We start from the raw sequence: 18,924 nt of genomic DNA, 5'->3' as shown, positions 1-18,924 counted from the left end.
CCGCAACCGGGCGTTCTGTGGGCGCCAAACCGACGAGGAGTGCCGATATATGGCCCAAGTCTCTCTCACCTTCCCCGATGGCAATGCACGATCCTATGACGCAGGCGTCACCCCTGCCGAGGTCGCCGCGTCCATCTCGACCTCGCTGGCCAAGAAGGCGATCTCCGCCACCGTGAACGGTGCGCATTGGGACCTGCAATGGCCCATCGATTCCGATGCCGCCATCGCCATCCACACCATGAAAGACGAAGAGCAGGCCAATGAGCTGATCCGTCACGATCTGGCCCATGTGATGGCGCGTGCTGTGCAGGATATCTGGCCCGACACCAAGGTCACCATCGGCCCGGTTATTGAAAACGGCTGGTACTACGACTTTGATCGCGCCGAGCCTTTCACCCCCGAAGATCTCGGCACCATCGAGAAAAAGATGAAAGAGATCATCAACAAACGTGATGAAGTCCGGACCGAGGTCTGGGACCGCGACCGCGCGATCCAGCATTACACCGACCTGAACGAACCCTATAAGGTCGAGCTGATCGAGAGCATCCCCGGTGATGAACCTCTGCGGATGTACTGGCATGGCGACTGGCAGGATCTCTGCCGCGGCCCGCACCTGCAGCACACCGGCCAGCTGCCGGGCGATGCCTTCAAGCTGATGTCCATCGCAGGCGCCTATTGGCGCGGCGACAGCGACCGCGCCATGCTGCAGCGGATCTATGGCGTTGCCTTCACCGGCAAGGAGAAGCTGAAAGCCCACCTCCACATGCTGGAAGAGGCCGCCAAGCGCGACCACCGCAAGCTTGGCCGCGAGATGAACCTGTTCCACATGCAGGAAGAGGCACCCGGCCAGATCTTCTGGCATCCCAACGGCTGGAAAATCTATACCACCTTGCAGGACTACATGCGCCGCATGCAGGACCGCGACGGCTATGTGGAGGTGAACACCCCGCAGGTGGTGGACCGCAAACTGTGGGAGGCCTCGGGCCACTGGGACAAATACCAGGAAAACATGTTCATCGTTGAGGTCGACGAGGATCACGCCCGTGAAAAGGCCGTGAACGCGCTGAAGCCGATGAACTGCCCCTGCCACGTGCAGGTGTTTAATCAGGGCCTCAAATCCTACCGCGATCTGCCGCTGCGCATGGCCGAATTCGGCTCCTGTGCGCGCTATGAACCCTCGGGCGCGCTGCATGGTATTATGCGGGTGCGTGGGTTCACTCAGGATGATGGCCATATCTTCTGCGCCGAGGATCAGATCGAATCTGAAACTGCAAAATTCATCGCTTTCCTGTCCAAAGTCTATGCCGACCTCGGTTTCCATGACTGGACCATCAAGCTCTCGACCCGCCCGGAAAAGCGGATCGGCAGCGATGAAAGCTGGGATCTGGTGGAAAAGGCGCTTGGTGATGCCTGCAAGGCGGCGGGCTATGAGTATGAGCTGCTGGAGGGCGAAGGTGCCTTTTACGGTCCCAAGCTGGAATTCACCCTGACCGACGCCATTGGGCGGAACTGGCAGTGCGGCACCCTGCAGGTGGATCCCAACCTGCCGGAACGGCTGGATGCGAATTTCATCGGTCAGGACGGCAGCAAGCATCGCCCGTTCATGCTGCACCGCGCCACGCTGGGCAGTTTCGAACGTTTCATTGGCATCCTGATCGAAGAACACGCAGGCAAGCTGCCGTTCTGGCTGGCCCCGCGTCAGGTGGTTGTCGCCTCCATCACATCGGACGCGGATGATTATGTGAACGAAGTGGTTGAAACCCTGCGCGCCGCCGGTGTGCGGGCCGAGGCCGACATCCGCAACGAGAAGATCAACTACAAGGTCCGCGAGCATTCGGTGGGCAAGGTGCCTGTCATTCTGGCCGTGGGCCACCGCGAAGTCGAGGAGCGCACCGTCTCCGTCCGGCGTCTTGGCGAGAAGCAGACCAAGGTCGAGGCGCTGGACGCTGTAACAAAAGCACTGGCGGTTGAGGCAACTCCGCCGGATCTTCTGTAACATTTCTGCGGTCTTTTGCTGATCTTTACCGATTTACCGGCCCCCACTTGCGGGGCCGGTTTCTTTTTGCGCATGGTTTTAAGGGTTCAGCAGCCGGAAGGTTGTAATATACGGTCACAGCTGCTGACGCCCGCGTGAGACACAGGCTCGTGAATTCAAAGACTTCTCGGCCTGAGCTAATGTCTGACCTGTAACAACCGCCTCGCAACCAAATTCCAAAGAAGGAAGACACCGATGTCCAACACTGCAAAATCCCTCGCCGTCGCTGGTGCCGTTGCTGCCGCGCTGACCTCTGCCATGGTCACCCCAGCCGCCGCTCAGTCCAAAGAGAAATGCTATGGCGTCTCCCTGGCTGGCCAGAATGACTGCGCCGCCGGTCCCGGCACCACCTGCGCCGGCACCTCCACCGTTGACTATCAAGGCAACGCCTGGACCCTGGTGGACGCAGGCAGCTGTGAAGGCATGGACCTGCCTGCAATGGCGGATGGCGGCGACCGCAAGGGCTCGCTGGAGCCGCTGGAGCGTGACCTGCCTGCATAAGCAAAGGCTTAAGGCCGAGGGCGGGGGTAGTCTCCCGCCCTTTCTGTAACCGGATCAGAGGACCTGCCATGCTGGACGCCGCCCCTTTCCTGCCTGCTGCCACAGGTGTTGGCTACAAGCCGCAGCATTTTGCCGATATCCTCGCCGATGCAGGCCCGGTGAAATGGCTGGAAATCCACGCCGAAAACTACATGGGCGACGGTGGCCGCCCGATCGCGCAGCTGCGCCACCTCTGCGAACAGTTTGCCATCTCCGTCCATGGCGTCGGCCTCTCTATCGGCGGCGAAGGGCCATTGGACGCCGATCATCTGGCACGGCTGAAACATCTGGTCGGCTGGCTCAATCCCGCCAGTTTTTCTGAGCATCTCGCCTGGTCCACCCATGACAGCCATTTTTACAACGATCTGCTGCCGCTGCCCTATACGGATGCCACGCTGGCGCGGGTCTGCGATCATATCAATCAGGTGCAGGACACCATCGGCCGCCGGATGCTGCTGGAAAACCCCTCCAGCTACCTCGCTTTTGCCGAGAGCAGCTGGTCCGAGCCGGAGTTTCTGACCGAGATCACCCGCCGCACCGGCTGCGGGCTGCTCTTGGATGTGAACAATGTCTTTGTCTCCGCCACCAATCTCGATTTTTCGCCTCAGGGTTATATCGACGCCTTTGCTCTGGATCAGGTCGGTGAAATCCACCTTGGCGGCCATGACGAGGATGAAGACGACCACGGCAAGCCGCTGCTGATCGACAGCCACGGCGCTGAGGTGGTGGATCCGGTCTGGGCGCTGCTGGATTATACGCTGGCGAAATCCGGCCCCAAACCTGTGCTGGTCGAATGGGACACCGATGTGCCCGACTGGCCTGTGTTGGCAGCCGAGGCCACCCGCGCCGCAACCGCGCTGGAGCGCGTGTCGGCATGACTGTAAGCCAGACAGAATTCACCCACGCCATGATGGACGCGGGCCAGCCGGTGCCGGAGGGACTGCTGGATGCGACAGGCCAGCCCGCCGGGCGGCGGTTCAGCGTCTATCGCAATAATATCGCGGTCTCCCTTTCCGAGGCGATGCACAGCGCCTTTCCCCTGATTGGCAAACTGCTGGGTAAGCAGAACCTCGACGGGCTGGCGGGCATGTACCTGCGCGCCCATCCGCCCTCCTCGCCGCTGATGATGCACTATGGCGCTGAATTTCCCGCGTTTCTCGCCGGGATGGAGCAGCTGAAACACCTCGGCTATCTGCCCGATGCGGCGCGGCTCGACCTCGCCCTTCGCCGGGCGTATCACGCAGGCGACGCCACAGCGGTTGCCCCGGCGCGTCTGGCAGCCCTGCCCCCGGAGGCGCTGATGGCGACCCGGCTGACGCTGGCCCCCGCCGTTGCCCTGCTGGGCTCACCCTGGCCGATCTATGATATCTGGCGCTTCAACACCGAAGAGAACGCTCCCAAGCCCCGGCATATGGCGCAGGATGTGCTGATCACCCGGCCCGAATTCGACCCCATCATTCAGGAGCTACCTCCGGGTGGCGCGGACTGGATCACCGCCCTCACCTCCGGTGCCACATTGGAAGAGGCCCTGACCGAGGTGCAGGCCGACCACCCGGATTTTGACCTCTCTCATACGCTCGCCCTGTTGTTGCAAGGCGGTGCAATCATTGACCTAGATCGCAAAGGATAACCGATGCACGCGCTTGTTTCCTCTTATACCTCTCTCACCGGCAGGGCTGACAGATTGTCGGCGTTCATCATCCCGACCCTGGCGAGGCTGGTCTTTGCCGCTGTTTTACTGGTCTATTACTGGAACTCAGCCGGGCTGAAGATTGACGGGTCGATCTTTTCGCCCTCTGCCGGGGCGTTTGGTCAGATCTTTCCCAAAGCTGCCGAGGCTGTGCTTTATGATGTCTCCCAGCTCAATATCCTTCAGCGGCTGGTGATCTTTGCCGGGACGATTGCCGAATACGTGCTGCCTGCGCTGATCCTTGTTGGGTTGTTCACCCGTCTGGCCGCGCTTGGCACCATTGGCTTCATCTGGGTGCAGACCATTGTCGATGTCACCGGGCATGGTGTGAAACTGGGCAGTCTCTTTGACAATTCCATCGGTCTGGTGGATCAGCGGGTTATGTGGACATTCCTGCTGCTCGTTCTCGTCTTCAAGGGTGCCGGCCCCCTGTCGCTGGATGCGCTGGCGCGGCGCGCCACGGCACCTGCCGCCGCCTGATCTGCTGAGCTCTCAAACACAAAAGGCGCCCTGTATCCGCAGCGGCGCCTTTTTTCATGACCGTTAGTCACCTCGGGTCAGAAATGCGCCTTCGGCTCATCCGGTTTGCCGGCAGCAAGCGCTAGCAGCCCGCCCAAAAGCGCCAGTGAGATCGGGAAGATGGTAAAGACATTGAGCCCGAACCCGGCATAGAGCCCTGCCGCCGACGCAAGCAACAGCACCCCGCCCCACAGCGCGCGGGACAGCGCCATCGCACCGCCCGCCAGCGCCAGAATAGGCGAGATCACTGCCAAAAGCCGCAGCTGATCAACATCATCGACCTGCCGGGCAATCCCGTCGATTTCGCCAAAATACTCCACGGCGGCGGTATAACCATAACCCGCAAACCCAACCACCATCCCAATCAGCCCGGCCACGATGCCCAGCACCAGCGCTGCATTGCGCATTGCCGCTCTCCTCATCTACTCTGGAACTGACATGGGGATCCTAGCCCTCAACGCCAAGGGCCGCCTTGGTTTTGGCATCCCAGCCGAGATGCAGATCGTCCCCTGATTTGATTAGCGGACGTTTCATCAGCGTAGGATGGGCCTTAAGCAGCGCCATGGGATCCTCCGCCCGCTCCGCCTCGCTCAATCCGCGCCATGTGGTGGAGCGGGTATTGACCAGACGGTCGCCAAACTGCGCCAGAGCCGCTGTGAGAATGGCCTCCGGTACGCCATCGGCGCGTACATCGACCAGTTCCGCCTCCGGCAGCTGTTTCAGCGCCTTACGGCAGGTGTCACAGGCCTTCAATCCAAAGAGTTGCACGTTTTTTCCTTTCCCGAGGGGGCGGCTCAGCACAATTTATGGTAGAGCCGCACTGTTTTGCTTGATTTTTACATGGTCCGTGCAAAAGTTGGAACCGGGTTGGGACAACTTCCCCGGCCTGTTTTGTCTGCGCACTGCGGCAAAACCGATCACACCGCTCTGCGCAGCGAAATTATCGTGTATTCAGGGCGGCTCACTAGCAGGAAGGAGACACGGGAACATGGCGAGTGGCACCGTGAAATGGTTCAATACAACCAAGGGCTATGGCTTTATCGAACCCGAAGGCGGCGGTAAGGATGTGTTTGTGCACATCTCTCAGGTTGAGCGGTCGGGGCTGACCGGCCTGGCGGATAATCAAAAAGTTGATTTCGAGATGACCGAAGGGCGCGATGGCCGCCAGATGGCCAGCGACATTCGCCCCCAATGATCGCGATACGGCTGCGCCGAGGTTAACCCTCGGGCGCAGCCTGCCGCGCCACCAAATGGCCCTGTCAGCGCGCGCCTGTGTGTCTGCCGTCTGAAGGTCACCGCATCACAAAAGGGTCGGGGATCGGCTCATCACTGGTGCGCAACCAGACCGTTTTGACCCTTGTATAATCCAGCGCCGCCTGCAATCCCCCCTCACGACCATGTCCCGACAACCCTTGCCCGCCAAAGGGCGCAATCGGGCTGACCGCGCGATAGGTGTTCACCCAGACAATGCCTGCACGAATACCCCGGATCATCCGGTGCGCCCGTGTCAGGTCGCGGGTAAACACGCCAGAGGCCAGCCCATGGGCGGTGTCATTGGCCAGCGCCAGCGCCTCTGCCTCAGTGTCAAATCCACACACCGACAGAACCGGGCCAAAAAACTCCTCGCGCAGACAGGGCGCGTCCGGTGCGCTGGAGCAGTCAAGGATGGTGGGCGGAAAGAAATTGCCCTCCCCCTCCAGCGGCTGGCCCCCGGTCACGATCCGCGCACCCGCTGCAAGTGACGCTGCCACCAGCTCTACCGTCCGGCGCATTTGCGCGTCGGTGCAGAGTGGACCGACCTCCGTCTCCGTCATCTGGGGCGCACCGATCCGCACCCGCTCGGCTTTTTCCTTGAGGCTGCGCAGAAACACATCCTTGATCTGATTGGAAATAATCAGTCGTGAACCGGCAACACAGCTCTGTCCCGTAGCGGCAAAGATGGCAGAGACCTGGGCATTTACGGTGCTGTCGATATCGACATCCTCAAACACGATAAAGGGAGATTTCCCGCCCAGTTCCAACGAGGTGGAGGCAAGGTTTTCCGCCGAATTGCGCACCACATGGCGGGCGGTGTCCGGCCCGCCGGTAAAGGCGATGTGATCAATGCCAGGATGGGCTGTCAGCACCGCGCCGCAATCGGCGCCAAATCCGGTGATGACATTGAGCACACCGCGTGGAAAACCGGCCTGATCAAAGATGCGGGCAAATTCCAGCAGCGGCGCAGGCGCTTCCTCAGACGCTTTCAGCACCACAGTGCAGCCCGCCGCCAGTGCCGGGCCGATCTTGACCGCCGCCAGAAACAACTGCGAGTTCCACGGCACCACGGCTGCCACCACCCCAAGCGGTTCGCGGCGCAGCCAGACCTCCATATCCGGTTTATCAATCGGCAGATGTGCGCCTTCGATCTTGTCCGCGAGGCCCGCGTAATAGCGATAGTAATCGGCCACATAGGCAATCTGGGCCGAGGTTTCGCGGATGATCTTACCGGTATCGCGGGCCTCCAACTGGGCCAGGGTCTCAGCATTCTCGGCAATCAGATCCGCCAGCCGATAAAGCAGCTTTCCGCGCACAGTGGCGGTCATGCCCGCCCAATCCCGCGCGTGGAATGCCGCGCACGCGGCTGCAACCGCCGCGTCCACATCCGGCGCGCGGGCCTCCGGCATCATCGCCCAGACCTCTCCGGTTGCCGGATCGCGGCTCTCAAAACGGGCGGAGCCATCGGAGAACACCCCGCCGATATATTGCTGGAATTGCTGCATGGTGATCCCCTTCAGGCAAAGGCTGGCATGACATCGCGGATGAACCGCTCAAGCGAGGCGCGCTTGCGTTCAAAACTCATGCCGCTGTCGATCCAGAAACTGTATTCATCATACCCGAGTGCCTCATATCCCCGGATCCGGGCAATCGCATCTTCGGCGGTGGCGATCACATTGTCACGCAACATCGCCTCCGGCGAATAGAAGGGATGCGCTGCGATTTCGGCTTCGCTCAGCGGCGCAATCAGCCCCTGCGACACCGGGCGCTCGTTTTTGAACCAGGCGCCGAAGTAGCAGTAAAACCGGTTGATTTCTTCTGCCGCCTGCTGCGCATCGGCGGCATCTGAAGCAATATAGGTGTGGTTCAACAGCATGATATCCGGGCGCTGCACGTCAGGGTATTTGGCGCAGGCATCATTGAACGTCTCGATCAGCCGGGTGATCTCCTCATCCCCTTGCCACAGCGGCGTCACCTGCACATGGCAGCCATTGACGACGGCAAATTCATGGCTGTTGGGATCGCGGGCAGCCACCCAGATGGGGGGGCCGTTTTCCTGTCGTGGCTTGGGTGAGGACGTCGTGGCCGGGAAGGAATGATAGGTGCCCTCCTGTGCGTAGTCGCCCCGCCATAGCCCCTGTATCGCCGGAACCAGCTCACGCATCCGCTGGCCTGCGTCCCAGGCATCCATACCCGGCACCATCCGTTCGTATTCGTAGCTATAAGCCCCGCGTGCAATGCCAAGTTCCAGCCGCCCCTCGGTGATCAGATCGGTCATCGCCGCCTCTCCAGCCAGACGGATCGGATGCCAGAATGGGGCGATGATCGTGCCGGTACCCAATCGCACATGCCGGGTCTGGCGCGCCAGATCGACAAGGTTCAGAAACGGGTTTGGCGCGATGGTAAAATCCATCCCGTGATGCTCCCCGGTCCAGACCGCGTGCATTCCGCCATCGTCGGCAATCTTTGCCAGGGCGACGAACTCGTCATAGAGCCGCTGTTGATCCTGTTCCGCCGAGGTCCGTTCCATATGGACAAAAAGAGAAAAGCGCATGTGTCACCTATCGTTATGCGATCTGGCGGATTTCGCCGCTGCGTTGATTGCCGGAATAGATCCCGAAATCTCCCAATGTTGCCTCGCGGGCGAACCGCTCCAGCATGATCAGGATCGCCGGATCGCTGATGTCCTCAAGACCCGCTTCACCCGCCCCGTCCTGCGCCAGCGGCACAAAGGTTCCGCGCGTCGGCGCGCCTGCCCCTGCCTGACAGAGAAAGGCGATATGCTGGCGTTTGCGCGCGACATCCTCAAACACCGAATAGACAAAGCCCGGCTCAGCCGTGAGCCCGGTGTCGGCGATCAGCTGGCGCACCGTGGCAGAGGCACCATCGGGACCTGCAAGCGCCTCCGGCAGCGTCGCGCCACCTTGACCATCATCGACCAGCAGCACCTCTCCGTTGCGCTCAATCAATGCTGAGACCACCAGATCGGGGCCGGTTCCGGCAGGCTCTGCCGTGGTGGCCGCCGTCACATAGGCACCGCGTGCGTAGCCCAGCCCCGGATGCGGGCTGACGTCAAAGGCCTTCACCTCGCCAATCAGGATCACATGATCGCCCGCCTCAACCGTCTTGTGCAGGGTGCAGTCGAACCAGGCAGACACCCCGTCGATCAGCGGTGATCCCGCTGGCCCCTTGTGCCAGTTGACCCCGGCAAAGCGATCTTCGGCCGGTCGGGCAAAGGTGTTGGATATCTCAATCTGGGTTTCCGCCAGCACATTGACGGCAAACCCGTCGCCGTTGACCAGCGCATCATAATTGCGCGACTGGTTGGCCAAGCACACCAGCACCAGCGGCGGATCAAGCGAGACAGAGGTAAAGGAGTTGGCGGTAAAGCCAATTGGCTGGCCGCTTTGGTCATGCGAGGTCACAACCGTCACCCCGGTCATAAAACTGCCAAAGGCATGGCGCAAGGCGCGCGGATCAAGCGATGTCATGATACGTCTCCTCAGAGGGGATTGCCAGCCAGTCGCGCAGATGAGCGGTGACCACATCAGGCGCCGTCAGGTTCACCATATGGCGATGGCCGGTGATGACGATGGCGCGTCCGTGCGGCACTTGCGCGGCCATCTCCTGCGCCATGACCGGTGTGGAATTGGGATCGCCGTCGCCAGTGATGGCAAGAAAGGGACAAGTGATCTCGTCCAGACGGTCGGCGTAAGTGGCATCGCCCCGCGCAAATGCGCCATAGGCGGTGGCATAGCCTGCCGGATCAACAGCCCGCAGCCAGCCCGCAACCCGGTCGCGGGCGCTGATGTCAGCAGGCGTCTTACCAAACCAGCGTGCCAGCGGCGTTGCCAGATCCACCTGACCCGCACCGATTTCGGCAGCACGGGTCACTACGGCCGCGCGCGCCTGCGGTGTGCGGCGGTAGACGCCATTCAGCAGCGCCACCCGATGGGTCATTGCAGGATGGTCTACGGCAAAACCAGTCGCGATCAGCGCTCCCATCGAATGGCCTGCCAGGCTGACAGGGCCAATATCCAGCGCCAGAACCACATCATGCAGCCAGCTCACGAAATCCGGCAGGTCACTGCCCGCAGGCAAGGGGTCGCTGCCGCCATGCCCCGGCAGATCAAGGGCGATGACCCTGTGGCTGCGGCTCAGATCCTCAATCTGCGGCCCCCAGGCGGCGGACTGCATGCCGACACCGTGCAGCAGGACCAGCGGCGCACCCGCCCCGGCCTCCCGCAGGGCGACGGTAGGTCCAGCCTCAGACAGCTGCAGGGTTGTCAACGTCATGGCCAAGCTCTTTCAGGTCCTGATATCGGTCGCCGATCCGGTGGTGCGGACGCCCCCCGATGGAGGCCCCCAGCGCGATCAGGATTTCATCCGCGGCGGGCGCATCCGCAACCGAGGTCTGGATCGTCAGATAATGCGACCGCCTGCCCCCGTCGTTCTTGTCCATCAGCGGAATCATCAAGGGCGCATTTGCGGGCCCGCGCGTGTTGCAGAACGACAGATAGGATTTCGCCCCCACCGCGTTGCGATAGTGATTGCCAAATTGCAGTGTGTGGATCAGCGCCGAGGCATGTTCAACCTCGCCATTCATCCCAACGATAGCGGATTTTCCATAGCCCTCGACCCGGTCACCGCCGCCTGCGGCCTCTAGGATCATCTCTGTCAGCAGGATGCCCAGACCCGGTGCGCAGTCGCGGATCATCGGACCCAGATCCTCAACAAAGCCCTGCCCGGCCCAAGGGTTCCGAATGACCGCCATAGCCGCGATCATCGTCAATGGTGTCGGCGCCGCCTTGCCGCCCTCAATCAGTGTTTTTTCAACATGAAGCAGCGTTTTGCGGATTTCTGCGGGCATGGGAATCTCCTGGTCGCTCGGTTAAATAATATTATGGTATACCATTATACTATATGTCAATCATACTTGTCGGCCGGAAACCGCGCTGCTATTGAGATCCCTATGAACAGCAACCAGACAACGCTCCGCAAAATCGACAAAGCCCCGCAAACCCTGCGTGATATCGTGCAGGAGAGAATGCGCGAGGCCATCATCGACGGACATTTTGCACCCGGTGAACGGCTGGTGGAACGTCCTCTTTGCGATCAGCTGGGTGTCAGCCGCACCGTCGTGCGCGAAACCATCCGCTATCTGGAGGCAGAAGGCCTGGTCGAGATCATCCCCAATCGCGGCCCTGTGGTCGCGCGGCTGTCCTGGGATCAGGCGCAGCAGATCTATGACGTACGCCGCCAGCTGGAAGGCTCTGCCGCAGCGGTCTGCGCCACCGCCCAGGGCCCGGAATTTGACGCCGCCCTTGGCCGCGCGCTGGCGGCGGTCAGGGTCACGATGAATGATACCGAATGGGGAAGCCTATTGCGGGCCACCACCGATTTTTACCAGCTTATCTTTCTGGAAGCGGGCCACAGTATTGCCTGGGACATTGTACAGCGTCTGAATGGGCGGATCAGCCGGTTGCGGGCCCTGACCATCGCGGCAAAGGACCGCGAAACCTCTGGGATGAGCCATATGACCGCGATCCATGACGCCATCCTCAGCCGCGATCCTGACAGGGCGCGCAAGGCGGTTGAGGCGCATATTGCCGATGCGGCCCAAACTGCGCAGCGGTTTCTGAAAGACCCTGCGCCAGCAGCTGGAGAGGCGCCAAATGGCTAAAGGCTATTGGATCGCGTTTGTCACGGTCACCGATCCTGACCGCTATGCGGGCTATCAACAGCAGGCACCTGCCGCCTTTGCCAACTATGGCGCGCGGTTCCTGGCAAGGGGTGACGCGGCTGAGACGCTGGAGGGCACGGCCTATCAGCGTCATGTCCTCATCGAATTTGACAGCAAGGCCACCGCCCTCGCCTGCTACCACTCGCCCGAATATCAAGCCGCCCGCACCCACCGACAGGCCGCCTGCACCGCGCAGATCGCTATCGTCGAGGGGCTAGAGCCATGAAGGACCAATCCCAATGAGCAGCACGCCCTCTGACGCCGCGCCGAAAACCAGCAGCTTTGACGAAGATCTGTTTCTGAAAGGTCTGGAGCATCGCAAGGCGACACTAGGTGCCGCGTATGTGGAAAACAACCTCGCCGCCGCCGATGAGTTCACCCGCCCCTTTCAGGAGGCCATGACCGCCTGGTGCTGGGGGTTTGGCTGGGGCGATGACACCATTGATGCCAAGACTCGGTCGATGATGAACCTCGCCATGATTGGCGCCCTGGGCAAGATGCACGAATGGGAACTGCACTGCCGGGGGGCGCTGAACAACGGGGTCAGCCGCGAGGAAATTCGCGCCATCATCCATGCGATCGCGATTTACTGCGGCGTCCCGCAGGGGCTGGAATGTTTCCGTGCCGCCAAAGGGGTGCTGGATCAGCACGAGCAAAGCTAACACCTTTCATCTCATAGTGCGCTTGGCGCAGCCCACCACAGGACATTGGTCAAAATGGTCGTTCGCCCCAATTGCCACCGGCTTTGCAGCGTCACCCAGAGTGGTCGCGTAAGGGCATATTCTTGGGTGGCGACGTCAGGTTTCACGGCGGGTCGCAAGCGGGCATCCCATCCGCAAATTCGGACGCGCGTCATCCCGGCTATTGACGGTGCGCCTGTCGCCGAAGGATATCTATGGCAGGCCGTTGGTCGCATCAGCCCCCCCCGAATACGGATGCGATGCTCATCCGTTTTTTTCCGAAGTCCAAAGCGAGGTCTCTCCTTGATGTTCCGATCCGGTCAAACTGTTCAGTCCCGCCCCCGCACGCCGCTGATGGGCAAGGGCACGGCCCATCGTGCCAGTCTCGGCTTCATTCTGATGTCAACGGATCTGGCCTGTGAGGCGGATCTCTTCGCCATGGCCCCCGACGGCGTCGGCGTGCACATTACCCGGCTTAAGACGGATGACTACACCACCAATGAAACACTGGCGCGCCATATCGATCACATGGCCGATGCGGCCGGGCGGCTGCAACCGGACATGAAGCCTGCGGTGATCGCTTATTGCTGCACCTCAGGCTCAATCGTCTGCCGGGAAGAGAACGTCTTTCGCGAGATCCACAAGGGCGCGCCCTATACCCAGCCCATGTCCATCGTCACCGGCGTAATGGATGCCCTGCGCGAGGTGGGCGCGAAACAAATCGTGGTGGGCACACCGTATCTCGACGACATCAACACCGCCGAGGCCGAGTATCTGGTGGCGGCAGGGTTTGATATCCTCGACATTCAGGGGCTGCGGCTGGAAACCGGTATGGAATTTGGACAGGTGGAACCCGCCTATTGGAAGGAATTCGCGCTGGAGATCGACCAGCCGGACGCAGACGCGATCTTCCTCTCCTGCAGCGGTACGCGCACCCTGGAAGTGGTGGAGGAGATCGAACAGGCTGCAGGCAAACCGGTGATCACATCCAATCAGGCGCTGATGTGGTCCTGCCTGCGCCGGGCCGGGATCGCGGATCACCTCGATGGATTTGGCCAGCTGTTCAAACATCCGGGCCGGGCGCTGACGCCAACACTCTAAACCGCCTATCTCCCCTCGACGCTGGCCCGGCTTGCGGGCACCGCGCCCCCGACACGCAATCGCACCACCATCGCACCACCAATGAGGCCCCCATGACACCAGCCCCTGCCCTGCGCGGATTTCCCGAGGCCGAATACGCCGCCCGCACCCAGCTTGCCCAGAGCCATATGGCGGAGGCCGGTCTGGACGCGATTTTGGTGATGAGCGAGCCGGAGGTGCAATATTTCACCGGCTTTCAGACCCTGTTCTGGCAAAGCCCAACGCGCCCGTGGTTCGTGCTGATCCCCGCCAGCGGCAAACCCATCGCCCTCATTCCTGAAATCGGCGCCAGCCTGATGCGCCGCAGCTGGATCGACGATATCCGCACCTGGTCTGCGCCCGCCCCTCAGGATGATGGCATCAGCCTGCTCACGGAGGCACTATCTCCGCTTCGCAACTTGGGCGTTATGAAGGGGCATGAAACCCATCTGAGGATGCCGCTCGGCGATTGGGAACGGCTGATGGCCGCACTGCCCGATCTGCATATCCACGATGCGACGCATCTCGTGCAGGGCCTTCGAATGGTGAAATCCTCAGCTGAGATCGACAAACTCGCCCGGATCTGCGCCATCGGCTCAGCCACCTTTGCCGCCGTGCCGGACTTCGCCCGCGAAGGTGTGCCGCTGGACGACGTGTTCCGCGCCTTTCGCCGCGAAGCGCTGGCGCAGGGCGCGGATGGCGCGCCCTATGTGGTCGGGGCCAGCGCGCAGGGCGGTTACGCCGATGTGATTTCGCCCCCTGATGCCACGCCGCTGGCGGCCGGGGACATTTTGATGCTGGACAGTGGCATGGTGCTGGACGGCTATTACTGCGATTTCGACCGCAACTGGGCCATTGGCCGGGCAGATGACACCGCGCGCCGTGCCTATGACGTGCTGTGGCGCGCAACCGAAGCCGGACTGGCCGCCGCCCGCCCCGGCAACAGTTGCCGCGACCTGTTTCAGGCCATGTCCACTGTCATCGCAGAAATGGACGACAGCGGCGGCGACATTGGCCGTCTGGGCCACGGGCTGGGGTTGCAGCTGACAGAACAGCCCTCACACGCCGCCTTCGACACCACCGCGCTGCAGGAAAACATGGTGCTGACGCTGGAACCATCGCTGTCCTATGGGGACGGGCTGATGATGGTGCATGAAGAAAACATCGTGGTGACACCACAAGGCGGCCGCCTGCTGAGCACCCGCGCCGCGCCCGACCTGCCAGTGATTTAACGGCCACCTTACGGCACGCGAATCTTGCCCACACCTTAGCGGGTCAGAAACCAATCTCTCGGAGGCCGCCATCCCAGCGGCCTCTGCGCCCCGCCGCCCTCAGCGGCGCAGATATTCTACCACCACACAGGCCGGCGCCTCACTGCGGATCTGAGTCTGGCTGGCGATCCCCCATTCACCGGCCCGGAACTTGGGGAAATACGTATCCGCGCCCTCCACCTCGGTCTCAACCTCGGTGATCAGCATCCGGTCGGCCGCCTCCATCATGCCCTTGTAGATGCCGGCGCCGCCAATGCCGTAAATCCGGTGATAGCCCTGCGCGCGCGCCTCCGCCAGCGCCGCCTCAATGCTGGGATAGACCAGATCGGCAGCCTCCGGATCCGAAGACACCACCAGATTGAGCCGGTTTTTCAAAGGCTTCACCGGCAGGCTATCCCAGGTATTGCGCCCCATGATCAAAGCCCCGCCCAGCGTTTCGCGCTGAAAAGATTGCAGATCCTCTGGCGCATGCCAGGGGATCGTATTGTCCTTGCCGATGGCGCCATTCTGGTCGCGGGCAACAATAAGGGTGATCATCTCAATCCTTTCCTAAACCGCAACCGGAGCTTTGATGCCCGGGTCCGGAGTGTAATTCAGCACGTCGAAATCTTCATATTTAAACTCAAAAATGGAGGAGACATCGCGGTTTATACGCAACTCCGGCAACGGCTGCGGTTTCCGTGACAATTGCAGCTTCACCTGATCCATATGGTTGGAATAGATATGTGCGTCACCAATGGTGTGAATAAAATCCCCCGCCTCATAACCGGTCACATGCGCCAGCATTTTCAACAGCAGCGCATAAGAGGCGATGTTAAACGGCACGCCCAGAAACATATCCGCAGACCGCTGATAGAGCTGCAAATGCATCCGCCGTCCCTGCACCCGCACCTGCCACAGCGTATGACAGGGCGGCAGCGCCATATCGGGCACATCCGCAGGGTTCCAGGCCGTCACGATCAGGCGGCGGCTGTCCGGGCTATTGCGGATCATCTCAACCAGATTCGTGATCTGATCCACCGTGCCCGCACGATAGAGCGGCTCATCCCCGCTGGTGCCGGGGGCAAGCTCCAGGCGCGGAAAATGTCGCCACTGGTGGCCATAGACCGGTCCAAGATCGCCATTCTCATCCGCCCATTCATCCCAGATCGACACGCCATTGTCCTTGAGGTAGCCAATATTGGTATCGCCGGACAGGAACCACAGCAGTTCATGAATGATTGAGCGCAGATGCAGCTTCTTGGTGGTCACCAGCGGGAACCCATCCGCGAGCGGATAGCGGGTCTGCATCCCGAAACAGGATATGGTACCAGTGCCGGTCCGGTCGCTGCTCGCCTCGCCGTGGTCCAGAATATACTGCAATGCCTCATGGTACTGGCGCATGGTGACCTCCCCCTCGTGATCGTCTCCGCGCGGGGTGCTGGCGGCACCCGCAAGGTCCCTCCTGTCTAGCCTGCCCGCGCCTCTGATCTCAAGGGCTGTCCGGTCGGATCACGGCGTCTTAACGCGCCGCTGCGTCGCTGGAGCCCAGCCTGTCTGCACGCGCCAGTGCGCCTGCGAAAAAAAGGTCACCGAACCGCCACGCTCCCCCGGCAACGACGCGACCGGCGCGGCAATTCAATTGACTTTCCGCAACCATGACAAGACACTGCCGCAAACAAAGAAATTTTGAGGTCAGTTCAAATGAAGCGGGCAATGCTAGGACTTGCGGCAGCCACCCTTCTGTCAGCCTGTGGCGGGGGGACAAACCCCTTTGACACCGATGACAGCACCGATGGGGGCACCACCACCGATCCGATTGTACCCGAAGTCCTGGCCTCCGATGTCGACAGCGTCGCCTATGACGCCGCCGCCGGTACGCTGGTGATCAGCGGTCTCAGCCTGGATGATACCCCATTTTCCGCCAGCTACCGTCGCCGCCCCGCACTCGACCGGCAGGGCTATGAGGCCTATACAGCGCAGGACAGCTCGCTTGACCGTCATGTCACCGCCTATGTCCGCGAAATCGAAGACGGCGCCTTTGCCGTTGCGGTCGCCACCGGCGGTCAGTTCTCCTACTATTTCGCGGGCACCAGCTATGGCCGTCGTGGCGGCTATTCCGCACCAACCGGTGATGTCGCCTCCGGCGGTGTGGTCAGCTATGCCGGCACCTATGTGGGCCTGATGAATATCGCAGGCGACGGCGGTGATCTGCTGCCTGTCACCCCCGGCACCCCCAGCGATATCCGCCCGGCCCAGACGGCTGAAGTCACCGGCGATGCCTTCGTCAACGCCGATTTCGGCGACAACATCGTCAATGGCACCATCTACAACCGCCAGATTGAGCCGACCAGCGCGGGCACCGTGCCGCAGACACTGGTGACCCTCGACCTTGCGCCCACCGATATTGCCGCCAACGGCACCTTTACCGGCACCGCCTCGCAGGTGATCAACGGCACCCGCACCAATGTCGGCACCTATGGCGGCATCTTCGCCGGGACCGATGCCACATCCGTTGCCGGATCGGTGTTCGCCCAGAACCACGTCGAAGGGATTGACGGCATCGAGGAATACGGGATTTTCGTTCTGGGCCAATGCGGGACGGCCGACAGCTCAGCCGTCTGTGACCAGCCGGTTCCCTGATCCCATGCGGCACACACTCGCCGCAGCCCTTACCCTGGCGCTGCTTGCTGCGGCGCCAGTCGCTGCGGCAGAGCCGACACCCGAGCAGCATCTGAGCCTGGAGCAGGGCCGCCTGCTGGCCGCGCATTCCCTTGGCACTGGCAAGCCCGAACTGACGCTGGATCTGACCCGAGCCCTCTTGCGGGCGGATCGGCAAGATCACCTTGCATGGTATCTGCGCGCCGCCGCTCAGGCGCAGCTGAAATCGCCGGGCGCCGGGCGGCGCTCCGCCGCGCGCGCCTATCGGTTTGCCCCGGACAGCGCCGGGAAATTCCGCGCTGCACAGCTCGCGGCGCGACTGGCCGTTCAGGACGCCCGCCCGACCCTCGCTCAGGTCTGGCTCCGCCGCACCGCCGTCCATGCCCCCGATGAAATCAGCGAAAAACGCATTGCTGCCGACTATAAGGTGCTGCGGCGCATCAACCCCTGGTCCTTCCAGTTGCGCGGAGAGCTGAAGCCCTCCAACAATGTCAACAATGGTGCCGACAGCACGTTGGAGGTGATTGACGGCGTGCCGACGCTCGGGCGGTTTGGGCCGCGCTCGGTTGCGCTGGAGGGTACGGTGGGGGTGCTCGACATGTCGCTCAGCCGCCGTCTGCATCAAAGTCGCACCAGTCTCACCACTCTCAGTGCGCGCGGCTACCTGCAACGGGTCGCGTTGTCCTCGGATGCCAAGGCCAAAGCGGCCACACTCGCCCAGCAATCCGGCACCACAGTGCCGCGCAACAGCGAGTTTGGTTCCACCTATGGCGAGATTTCCCTAACCCATGCCTTTGCCGTTGGCCCGCCTGAGCGGCAGGGATCTGCGGTGCTCGGCCTCAGCTTTGGCACCGCCTGGTATGGCGGCGACAAGAGTTATGATCTGGTCAAGCTGACCGCCCGGCGCAGCTGGCAGCTCTCTGCGCGCACCGGCCTGACGCTGGATGGCATCGCCGAGCAGCGGCTGGATGCGCGCGGCCCTTCTCAGGATGGCGAGGTGTTCGGCCTTGGCGCGCGGGTCAATCGCAAACTGCTGAACGGCGATCAGATCAATCTGAGCGTCGCCCTGCGCGACACCCGTTCGGACCATGTGAACACCTCCAGCCGCACCGCGACGCTGCGGCTGGGATACCAGTTTGCCAAACCTCTGGGACCTGCCAAAATCAGCACCGGGTTGATCCTGGGACAGACCGACTACCCGCAGTTCATTGCAGGCTTTCCCGCCCGCTACCTGCCTGACGGGCGCGAGGACACATCGCTCTATGCCGATGTGAACCTGTTCTTTGAGGAGTATGATTACGCGGGTTTTGCCCCGACACTGCGCCTGCGCGCAGGCAAAAAAGATAGCAATCACAGCCGCTTCCAGTCTCGCGAATTGTCTCTCTCCCTCGGCATCCAGTCCAAGTTTTAAGCCCTAATTACAATCAGATCCC

General features: G+C 61.7%; 22 protein-coding genes. 13 read left to right on the top strand and 9 right to left on the bottom strand.

The annotated features are described in order from the left end of the window. Positions 1-49 precede the first annotated feature (49 nt). From thrS to INHI_RS0105375, 5 genes are all read left to right on the top strand, one after another. Positions 50-1,996, top strand: coding sequence for a threonine--tRNA ligase (gene thrS, locus INHI_RS0105395; protein WP_027246993.1), 1,947 nt, complete (start codon positions 50-52; stop codon positions 1,994-1,996). Positions 1,997-2,230: 234 nt separating this feature from the next. After that, positions 2,231-2,536, top strand: coding sequence for a BufA1 family periplasmic bufferin-type metallophore (locus tag INHI_RS0105390; RefSeq protein WP_014880417.1), 306 nt, complete (start codon positions 2,231-2,233; stop codon positions 2,534-2,536). 68 nt (positions 2,537-2,604) lie between these two features. After that, a complete protein-coding gene (gene bufB, locus INHI_RS0105385; RefSeq protein ID WP_014880418.1) occupies positions 2,605-3,453 on the top strand; it encodes an MNIO family bufferin maturase in 849 nt (282 codons plus the stop codon). Next, complete coding sequence (locus tag INHI_RS0105380) at positions 3,450-4,205, top strand: HvfC/BufC N-terminal domain-containing protein (RefSeq protein WP_027246992.1); 756 nt, start codon at positions 3,450-3,452, stop codon at positions 4,203-4,205. Before bufB ends, INHI_RS0105380 begins: the two co-directional genes overlap by 4 nt. 3 nt (positions 4,206-4,208) lie before the next feature. Next, positions 4,209-4,745, top strand: a complete 537-nt coding sequence (locus INHI_RS0105375; RefSeq protein WP_014875096.1) for a DoxX family protein — start codon at positions 4,209-4,211, stop codon at positions 4,743-4,745. 77 nt (positions 4,746-4,822) lie between these two features. Here the strand turns inward: INHI_RS0105375 and INHI_RS0105370 are convergent, their stop codons facing one another. Beyond that, the gene (locus INHI_RS0105370) at positions 4,823-5,191 is read right to left on the bottom strand and encodes a hypothetical protein (protein ID WP_027246991.1); all 369 of its coding nucleotides are present in this window, start codon (positions 5,189-5,191) and stop codon (positions 4,823-4,825) included. Positions 5,192-5,231: 40 nt separating this feature from the next. Further along, positions 5,232-5,552: an arsenate reductase family protein gene (locus INHI_RS0105365; protein WP_027246990.1), complete on the bottom strand. Its 321-nt coding sequence runs from the start codon at positions 5,550-5,552 to the stop codon at positions 5,232-5,234. Between the two features lie 220 nt (positions 5,553-5,772). Between INHI_RS0105365 and INHI_RS0105360 the strand changes: the two genes are divergently transcribed. After that, a complete protein-coding gene (locus INHI_RS0105360; RefSeq protein ID WP_014875099.1) occupies positions 5,773-5,979 on the top strand; it encodes a cold-shock protein in 207 nt (68 codons plus the stop codon). 97 nt (positions 5,980-6,076) lie between these two features. On the opposite strand, the gene INHI_RS0105355 is transcribed toward INHI_RS0105360, so the two are convergent. The 5 genes from INHI_RS0105355 to INHI_RS0105335 are packed head-to-tail and all read right to left on the bottom strand — an operon-like array spanning position 6,077 to position 10,908. Then, positions 6,077-7,543, bottom strand: a complete 1,467-nt coding sequence (locus tag INHI_RS0105355) for an aldehyde dehydrogenase (RefSeq protein ID WP_027246989.1) — start codon at positions 7,541-7,543, stop codon at positions 6,077-6,079. An 11-nt stretch (positions 7,544-7,554) separates the two neighbouring features. Beyond that, complete coding sequence (locus tag INHI_RS0105350) at positions 7,555-8,592, bottom strand: LLM class flavin-dependent oxidoreductase (RefSeq protein ID WP_027246988.1); 1,038 nt, start codon at positions 8,590-8,592, stop codon at positions 7,555-7,557. 13 nt (positions 8,593-8,605) lie between these two features. Continuing rightward, complete coding sequence (locus INHI_RS0105345) at positions 8,606-9,529, bottom strand: flavin reductase (protein ID WP_027246987.1); 924 nt, start codon at positions 9,527-9,529, stop codon at positions 8,606-8,608. Then, complete coding sequence (locus INHI_RS0105340) at positions 9,516-10,334, bottom strand: alpha/beta fold hydrolase (protein ID WP_027246986.1); 819 nt, start codon at positions 10,332-10,334, stop codon at positions 9,516-9,518. Before INHI_RS0105340 ends, INHI_RS0105345 begins: the two co-directional genes overlap by 14 nt. Then, on the bottom strand, positions 10,306-10,908 hold the full coding sequence (locus INHI_RS0105335) for an amino acid synthesis family protein (RefSeq protein WP_027246985.1): 603 nt from the start codon (positions 10,906-10,908) through the stop codon (positions 10,306-10,308). Before INHI_RS0105335 ends, INHI_RS0105340 begins: the two co-directional genes overlap by 29 nt. Before the next feature lie 102 nt (positions 10,909-11,010). Here INHI_RS0105335 and INHI_RS0105330 point away from each other — a divergent pair, with 102 nt between their 5' ends. The 5 genes from INHI_RS0105330 to INHI_RS0105310 all read left to right on the top strand — a co-directional run bounded on the left by INHI_RS0105330 (position 11,011) and on the right by INHI_RS0105310 (position 14,812). Then, positions 11,011-11,721 carry a GntR family transcriptional regulator gene (locus INHI_RS0105330; protein WP_036766925.1) on the top strand — a complete coding sequence of 237 codons (711 nt, stop codon included), beginning with the start codon at positions 11,011-11,013 and terminating at the stop codon, positions 11,719-11,721. Then, positions 11,714-12,007: a DUF1330 domain-containing protein gene (locus tag INHI_RS0105325; protein WP_027246983.1), complete on the top strand. Its 294-nt coding sequence runs from the start codon at positions 11,714-11,716 to the stop codon at positions 12,005-12,007. The genes INHI_RS0105330 and INHI_RS0105325 overlap by 8 nt, the downstream gene beginning before the upstream one ends. A gap of 13 nt (positions 12,008-12,020) precedes the next feature. Next, positions 12,021-12,443 (top strand): carboxymuconolactone decarboxylase family protein, encoded by a 423-nt coding sequence (locus tag INHI_RS0105320; protein WP_027246982.1) that lies wholly within the window; start codon positions 12,021-12,023, stop codon positions 12,441-12,443. Between the two features lie 324 nt (positions 12,444-12,767). After that, a complete protein-coding gene (locus INHI_RS0105315; RefSeq protein WP_027246981.1) occupies positions 12,768-13,562 on the top strand; it encodes a maleate cis-trans isomerase family protein in 795 nt (264 codons plus the stop codon). Between the two features lie 92 nt (positions 13,563-13,654). Continuing rightward, positions 13,655-14,812, top strand: a complete 1,158-nt coding sequence (locus INHI_RS0105310; protein WP_027246980.1) for a M24 family metallopeptidase — start codon at positions 13,655-13,657, stop codon at positions 14,810-14,812. A 99-nt stretch (positions 14,813-14,911) separates the two neighbouring features. Here the strand turns inward: INHI_RS0105310 and INHI_RS0105305 are convergent, their stop codons facing one another. After that, positions 14,912-15,388: a dihydrofolate reductase gene (locus INHI_RS0105305; RefSeq protein ID WP_014875110.1), complete on the bottom strand. Its 477-nt coding sequence runs from the start codon at positions 15,386-15,388 to the stop codon at positions 14,912-14,914. Positions 15,389-15,400: 12 nt separating this feature from the next. Then, positions 15,401-16,234 (bottom strand): thymidylate synthase, encoded by an 834-nt coding sequence (locus INHI_RS0105300; RefSeq protein WP_027246979.1) that lies wholly within the window; start codon positions 16,232-16,234, stop codon positions 15,401-15,403. A 300-nt stretch (positions 16,235-16,534) separates the two neighbouring features. Between INHI_RS0105300 and INHI_RS0105290 the strand changes: the two genes are divergently transcribed. Beyond that, positions 16,535-17,473 (top strand): hypothetical protein, encoded by a 939-nt coding sequence (locus INHI_RS0105290; RefSeq protein WP_027246978.1) that lies wholly within the window; start codon positions 16,535-16,537, stop codon positions 17,471-17,473. A gap of 4 nt (positions 17,474-17,477) precedes the next feature. Continuing rightward, a complete protein-coding gene (locus INHI_RS0105285) occupies positions 17,478-18,902 on the top strand; it encodes a hypothetical protein (RefSeq protein ID WP_027246977.1) in 1,425 nt (474 codons plus the stop codon). Positions 18,903-18,924: the final 22 nt, after the last annotated feature.

Origin of the sequence: Phaeobacter inhibens DSM 16374, from assembly GCF_000473105.1 — a bacterium.
GTDB lineage: Bacteria > Pseudomonadota > Alphaproteobacteria > Rhodobacterales > Rhodobacteraceae > Phaeobacter > Phaeobacter inhibens.
The sequence above is the reverse complement of the archived record's forward strand: the minus strand, read 5'-3'. Positions and strand labels throughout refer to the sequence as shown.

What these genes read in the sequence shown, in the direction of transcription:
- INHI_RS0105310 (WP_027246980.1), top strand. Translation starts at nt 13,655, where the DNA reads ATGACACCAGCCCCTGCCCTGCGCGGATTTCCCGAGGCCGAATACGCC.
- INHI_RS0105285 (WP_027246977.1), top strand. Translation starts at nt 17,478, where the DNA reads ATGCGGCACACACTCGCCGCAGCCCTTACCCTGGCGCTGCTTGCTGCG.
- INHI_RS0105355 (WP_027246989.1), bottom strand. Translation starts at nt 7,543, where the DNA reads ATGCAGCAATTCCAGCAATATATCGGCGGGGTGTTCTCCGATGGCTCC.
- thrS (WP_027246993.1), top strand. Translation starts at nt 50, where the DNA reads ATGGCCCAAGTCTCTCTCACCTTCCCCGATGGCAATGCACGATCCTAT.
- bufB (WP_014880418.1), top strand. Translation starts at nt 2,605, where the DNA reads ATGCTGGACGCCGCCCCTTTCCTGCCTGCTGCCACAGGTGTTGGCTAC.
- INHI_RS0105380 (WP_027246992.1), top strand. Translation starts at nt 3,450, where the DNA reads ATGACTGTAAGCCAGACAGAATTCACCCACGCCATGATGGACGCGGGC.
- INHI_RS0105290 (WP_027246978.1), top strand. Translation starts at nt 16,535, where the DNA reads ATGAAGCGGGCAATGCTAGGACTTGCGGCAGCCACCCTTCTGTCAGCC.
- INHI_RS0105325 (WP_027246983.1), top strand. Translation starts at nt 11,714, where the DNA reads ATGGCTAAAGGCTATTGGATCGCGTTTGTCACGGTCACCGATCCTGAC.
- INHI_RS0105350 (WP_027246988.1), bottom strand. Translation starts at nt 8,592, where the DNA reads ATGCGCTTTTCTCTTTTTGTCCATATGGAACGGACCTCGGCGGAACAG.
- INHI_RS0105330 (WP_036766925.1), top strand. Translation starts at nt 11,011, where the DNA reads ATGAACAGCAACCAGACAACGCTCCGCAAAATCGACAAAGCCCCGCAA.
- INHI_RS0105345 (WP_027246987.1), bottom strand. Translation starts at nt 9,529, where the DNA reads ATGACATCGCTTGATCCGCGCGCCTTGCGCCATGCCTTTGGCAGTTTT.
- INHI_RS0105340 (WP_027246986.1), bottom strand. Translation starts at nt 10,334, where the DNA reads ATGACGTTGACAACCCTGCAGCTGTCTGAGGCTGGACCTACCGTCGCC.
- INHI_RS0105305 (WP_014875110.1), bottom strand. Translation starts at nt 15,388, where the DNA reads ATGATCACCCTTATTGTTGCCCGCGACCAGAATGGCGCCATCGGCAAG.
- INHI_RS0105320 (WP_027246982.1), top strand. Translation starts at nt 12,021, where the DNA reads ATGAGCAGCACGCCCTCTGACGCCGCGCCGAAAACCAGCAGCTTTGAC.
- INHI_RS0105335 (WP_027246985.1), bottom strand. Translation starts at nt 10,908, where the DNA reads ATGCCCGCAGAAATCCGCAAAACGCTGCTTCATGTTGAAAAAACACTG.
- INHI_RS0105315 (WP_027246981.1), top strand. Translation starts at nt 12,768, where the DNA reads ATGTTCCGATCCGGTCAAACTGTTCAGTCCCGCCCCCGCACGCCGCTG.
- INHI_RS0105375 (WP_014875096.1), top strand. Translation starts at nt 4,209, where the DNA reads ATGCACGCGCTTGTTTCCTCTTATACCTCTCTCACCGGCAGGGCTGAC.
- INHI_RS0105390 (WP_014880417.1), top strand. Translation starts at nt 2,231, where the DNA reads ATGTCCAACACTGCAAAATCCCTCGCCGTCGCTGGTGCCGTTGCTGCC.
- INHI_RS0105300 (WP_027246979.1), bottom strand. Translation starts at nt 16,234, where the DNA reads ATGCGCCAGTACCATGAGGCATTGCAGTATATTCTGGACCACGGCGAG.
- INHI_RS0105360 (WP_014875099.1), top strand. Translation starts at nt 5,773, where the DNA reads ATGGCGAGTGGCACCGTGAAATGGTTCAATACAACCAAGGGCTATGGC.
- INHI_RS0105370 (WP_027246991.1), bottom strand. Translation starts at nt 5,191, where the DNA reads ATGCGCAATGCAGCGCTGGTGCTGGGCATCGTGGCCGGGCTGATTGGG.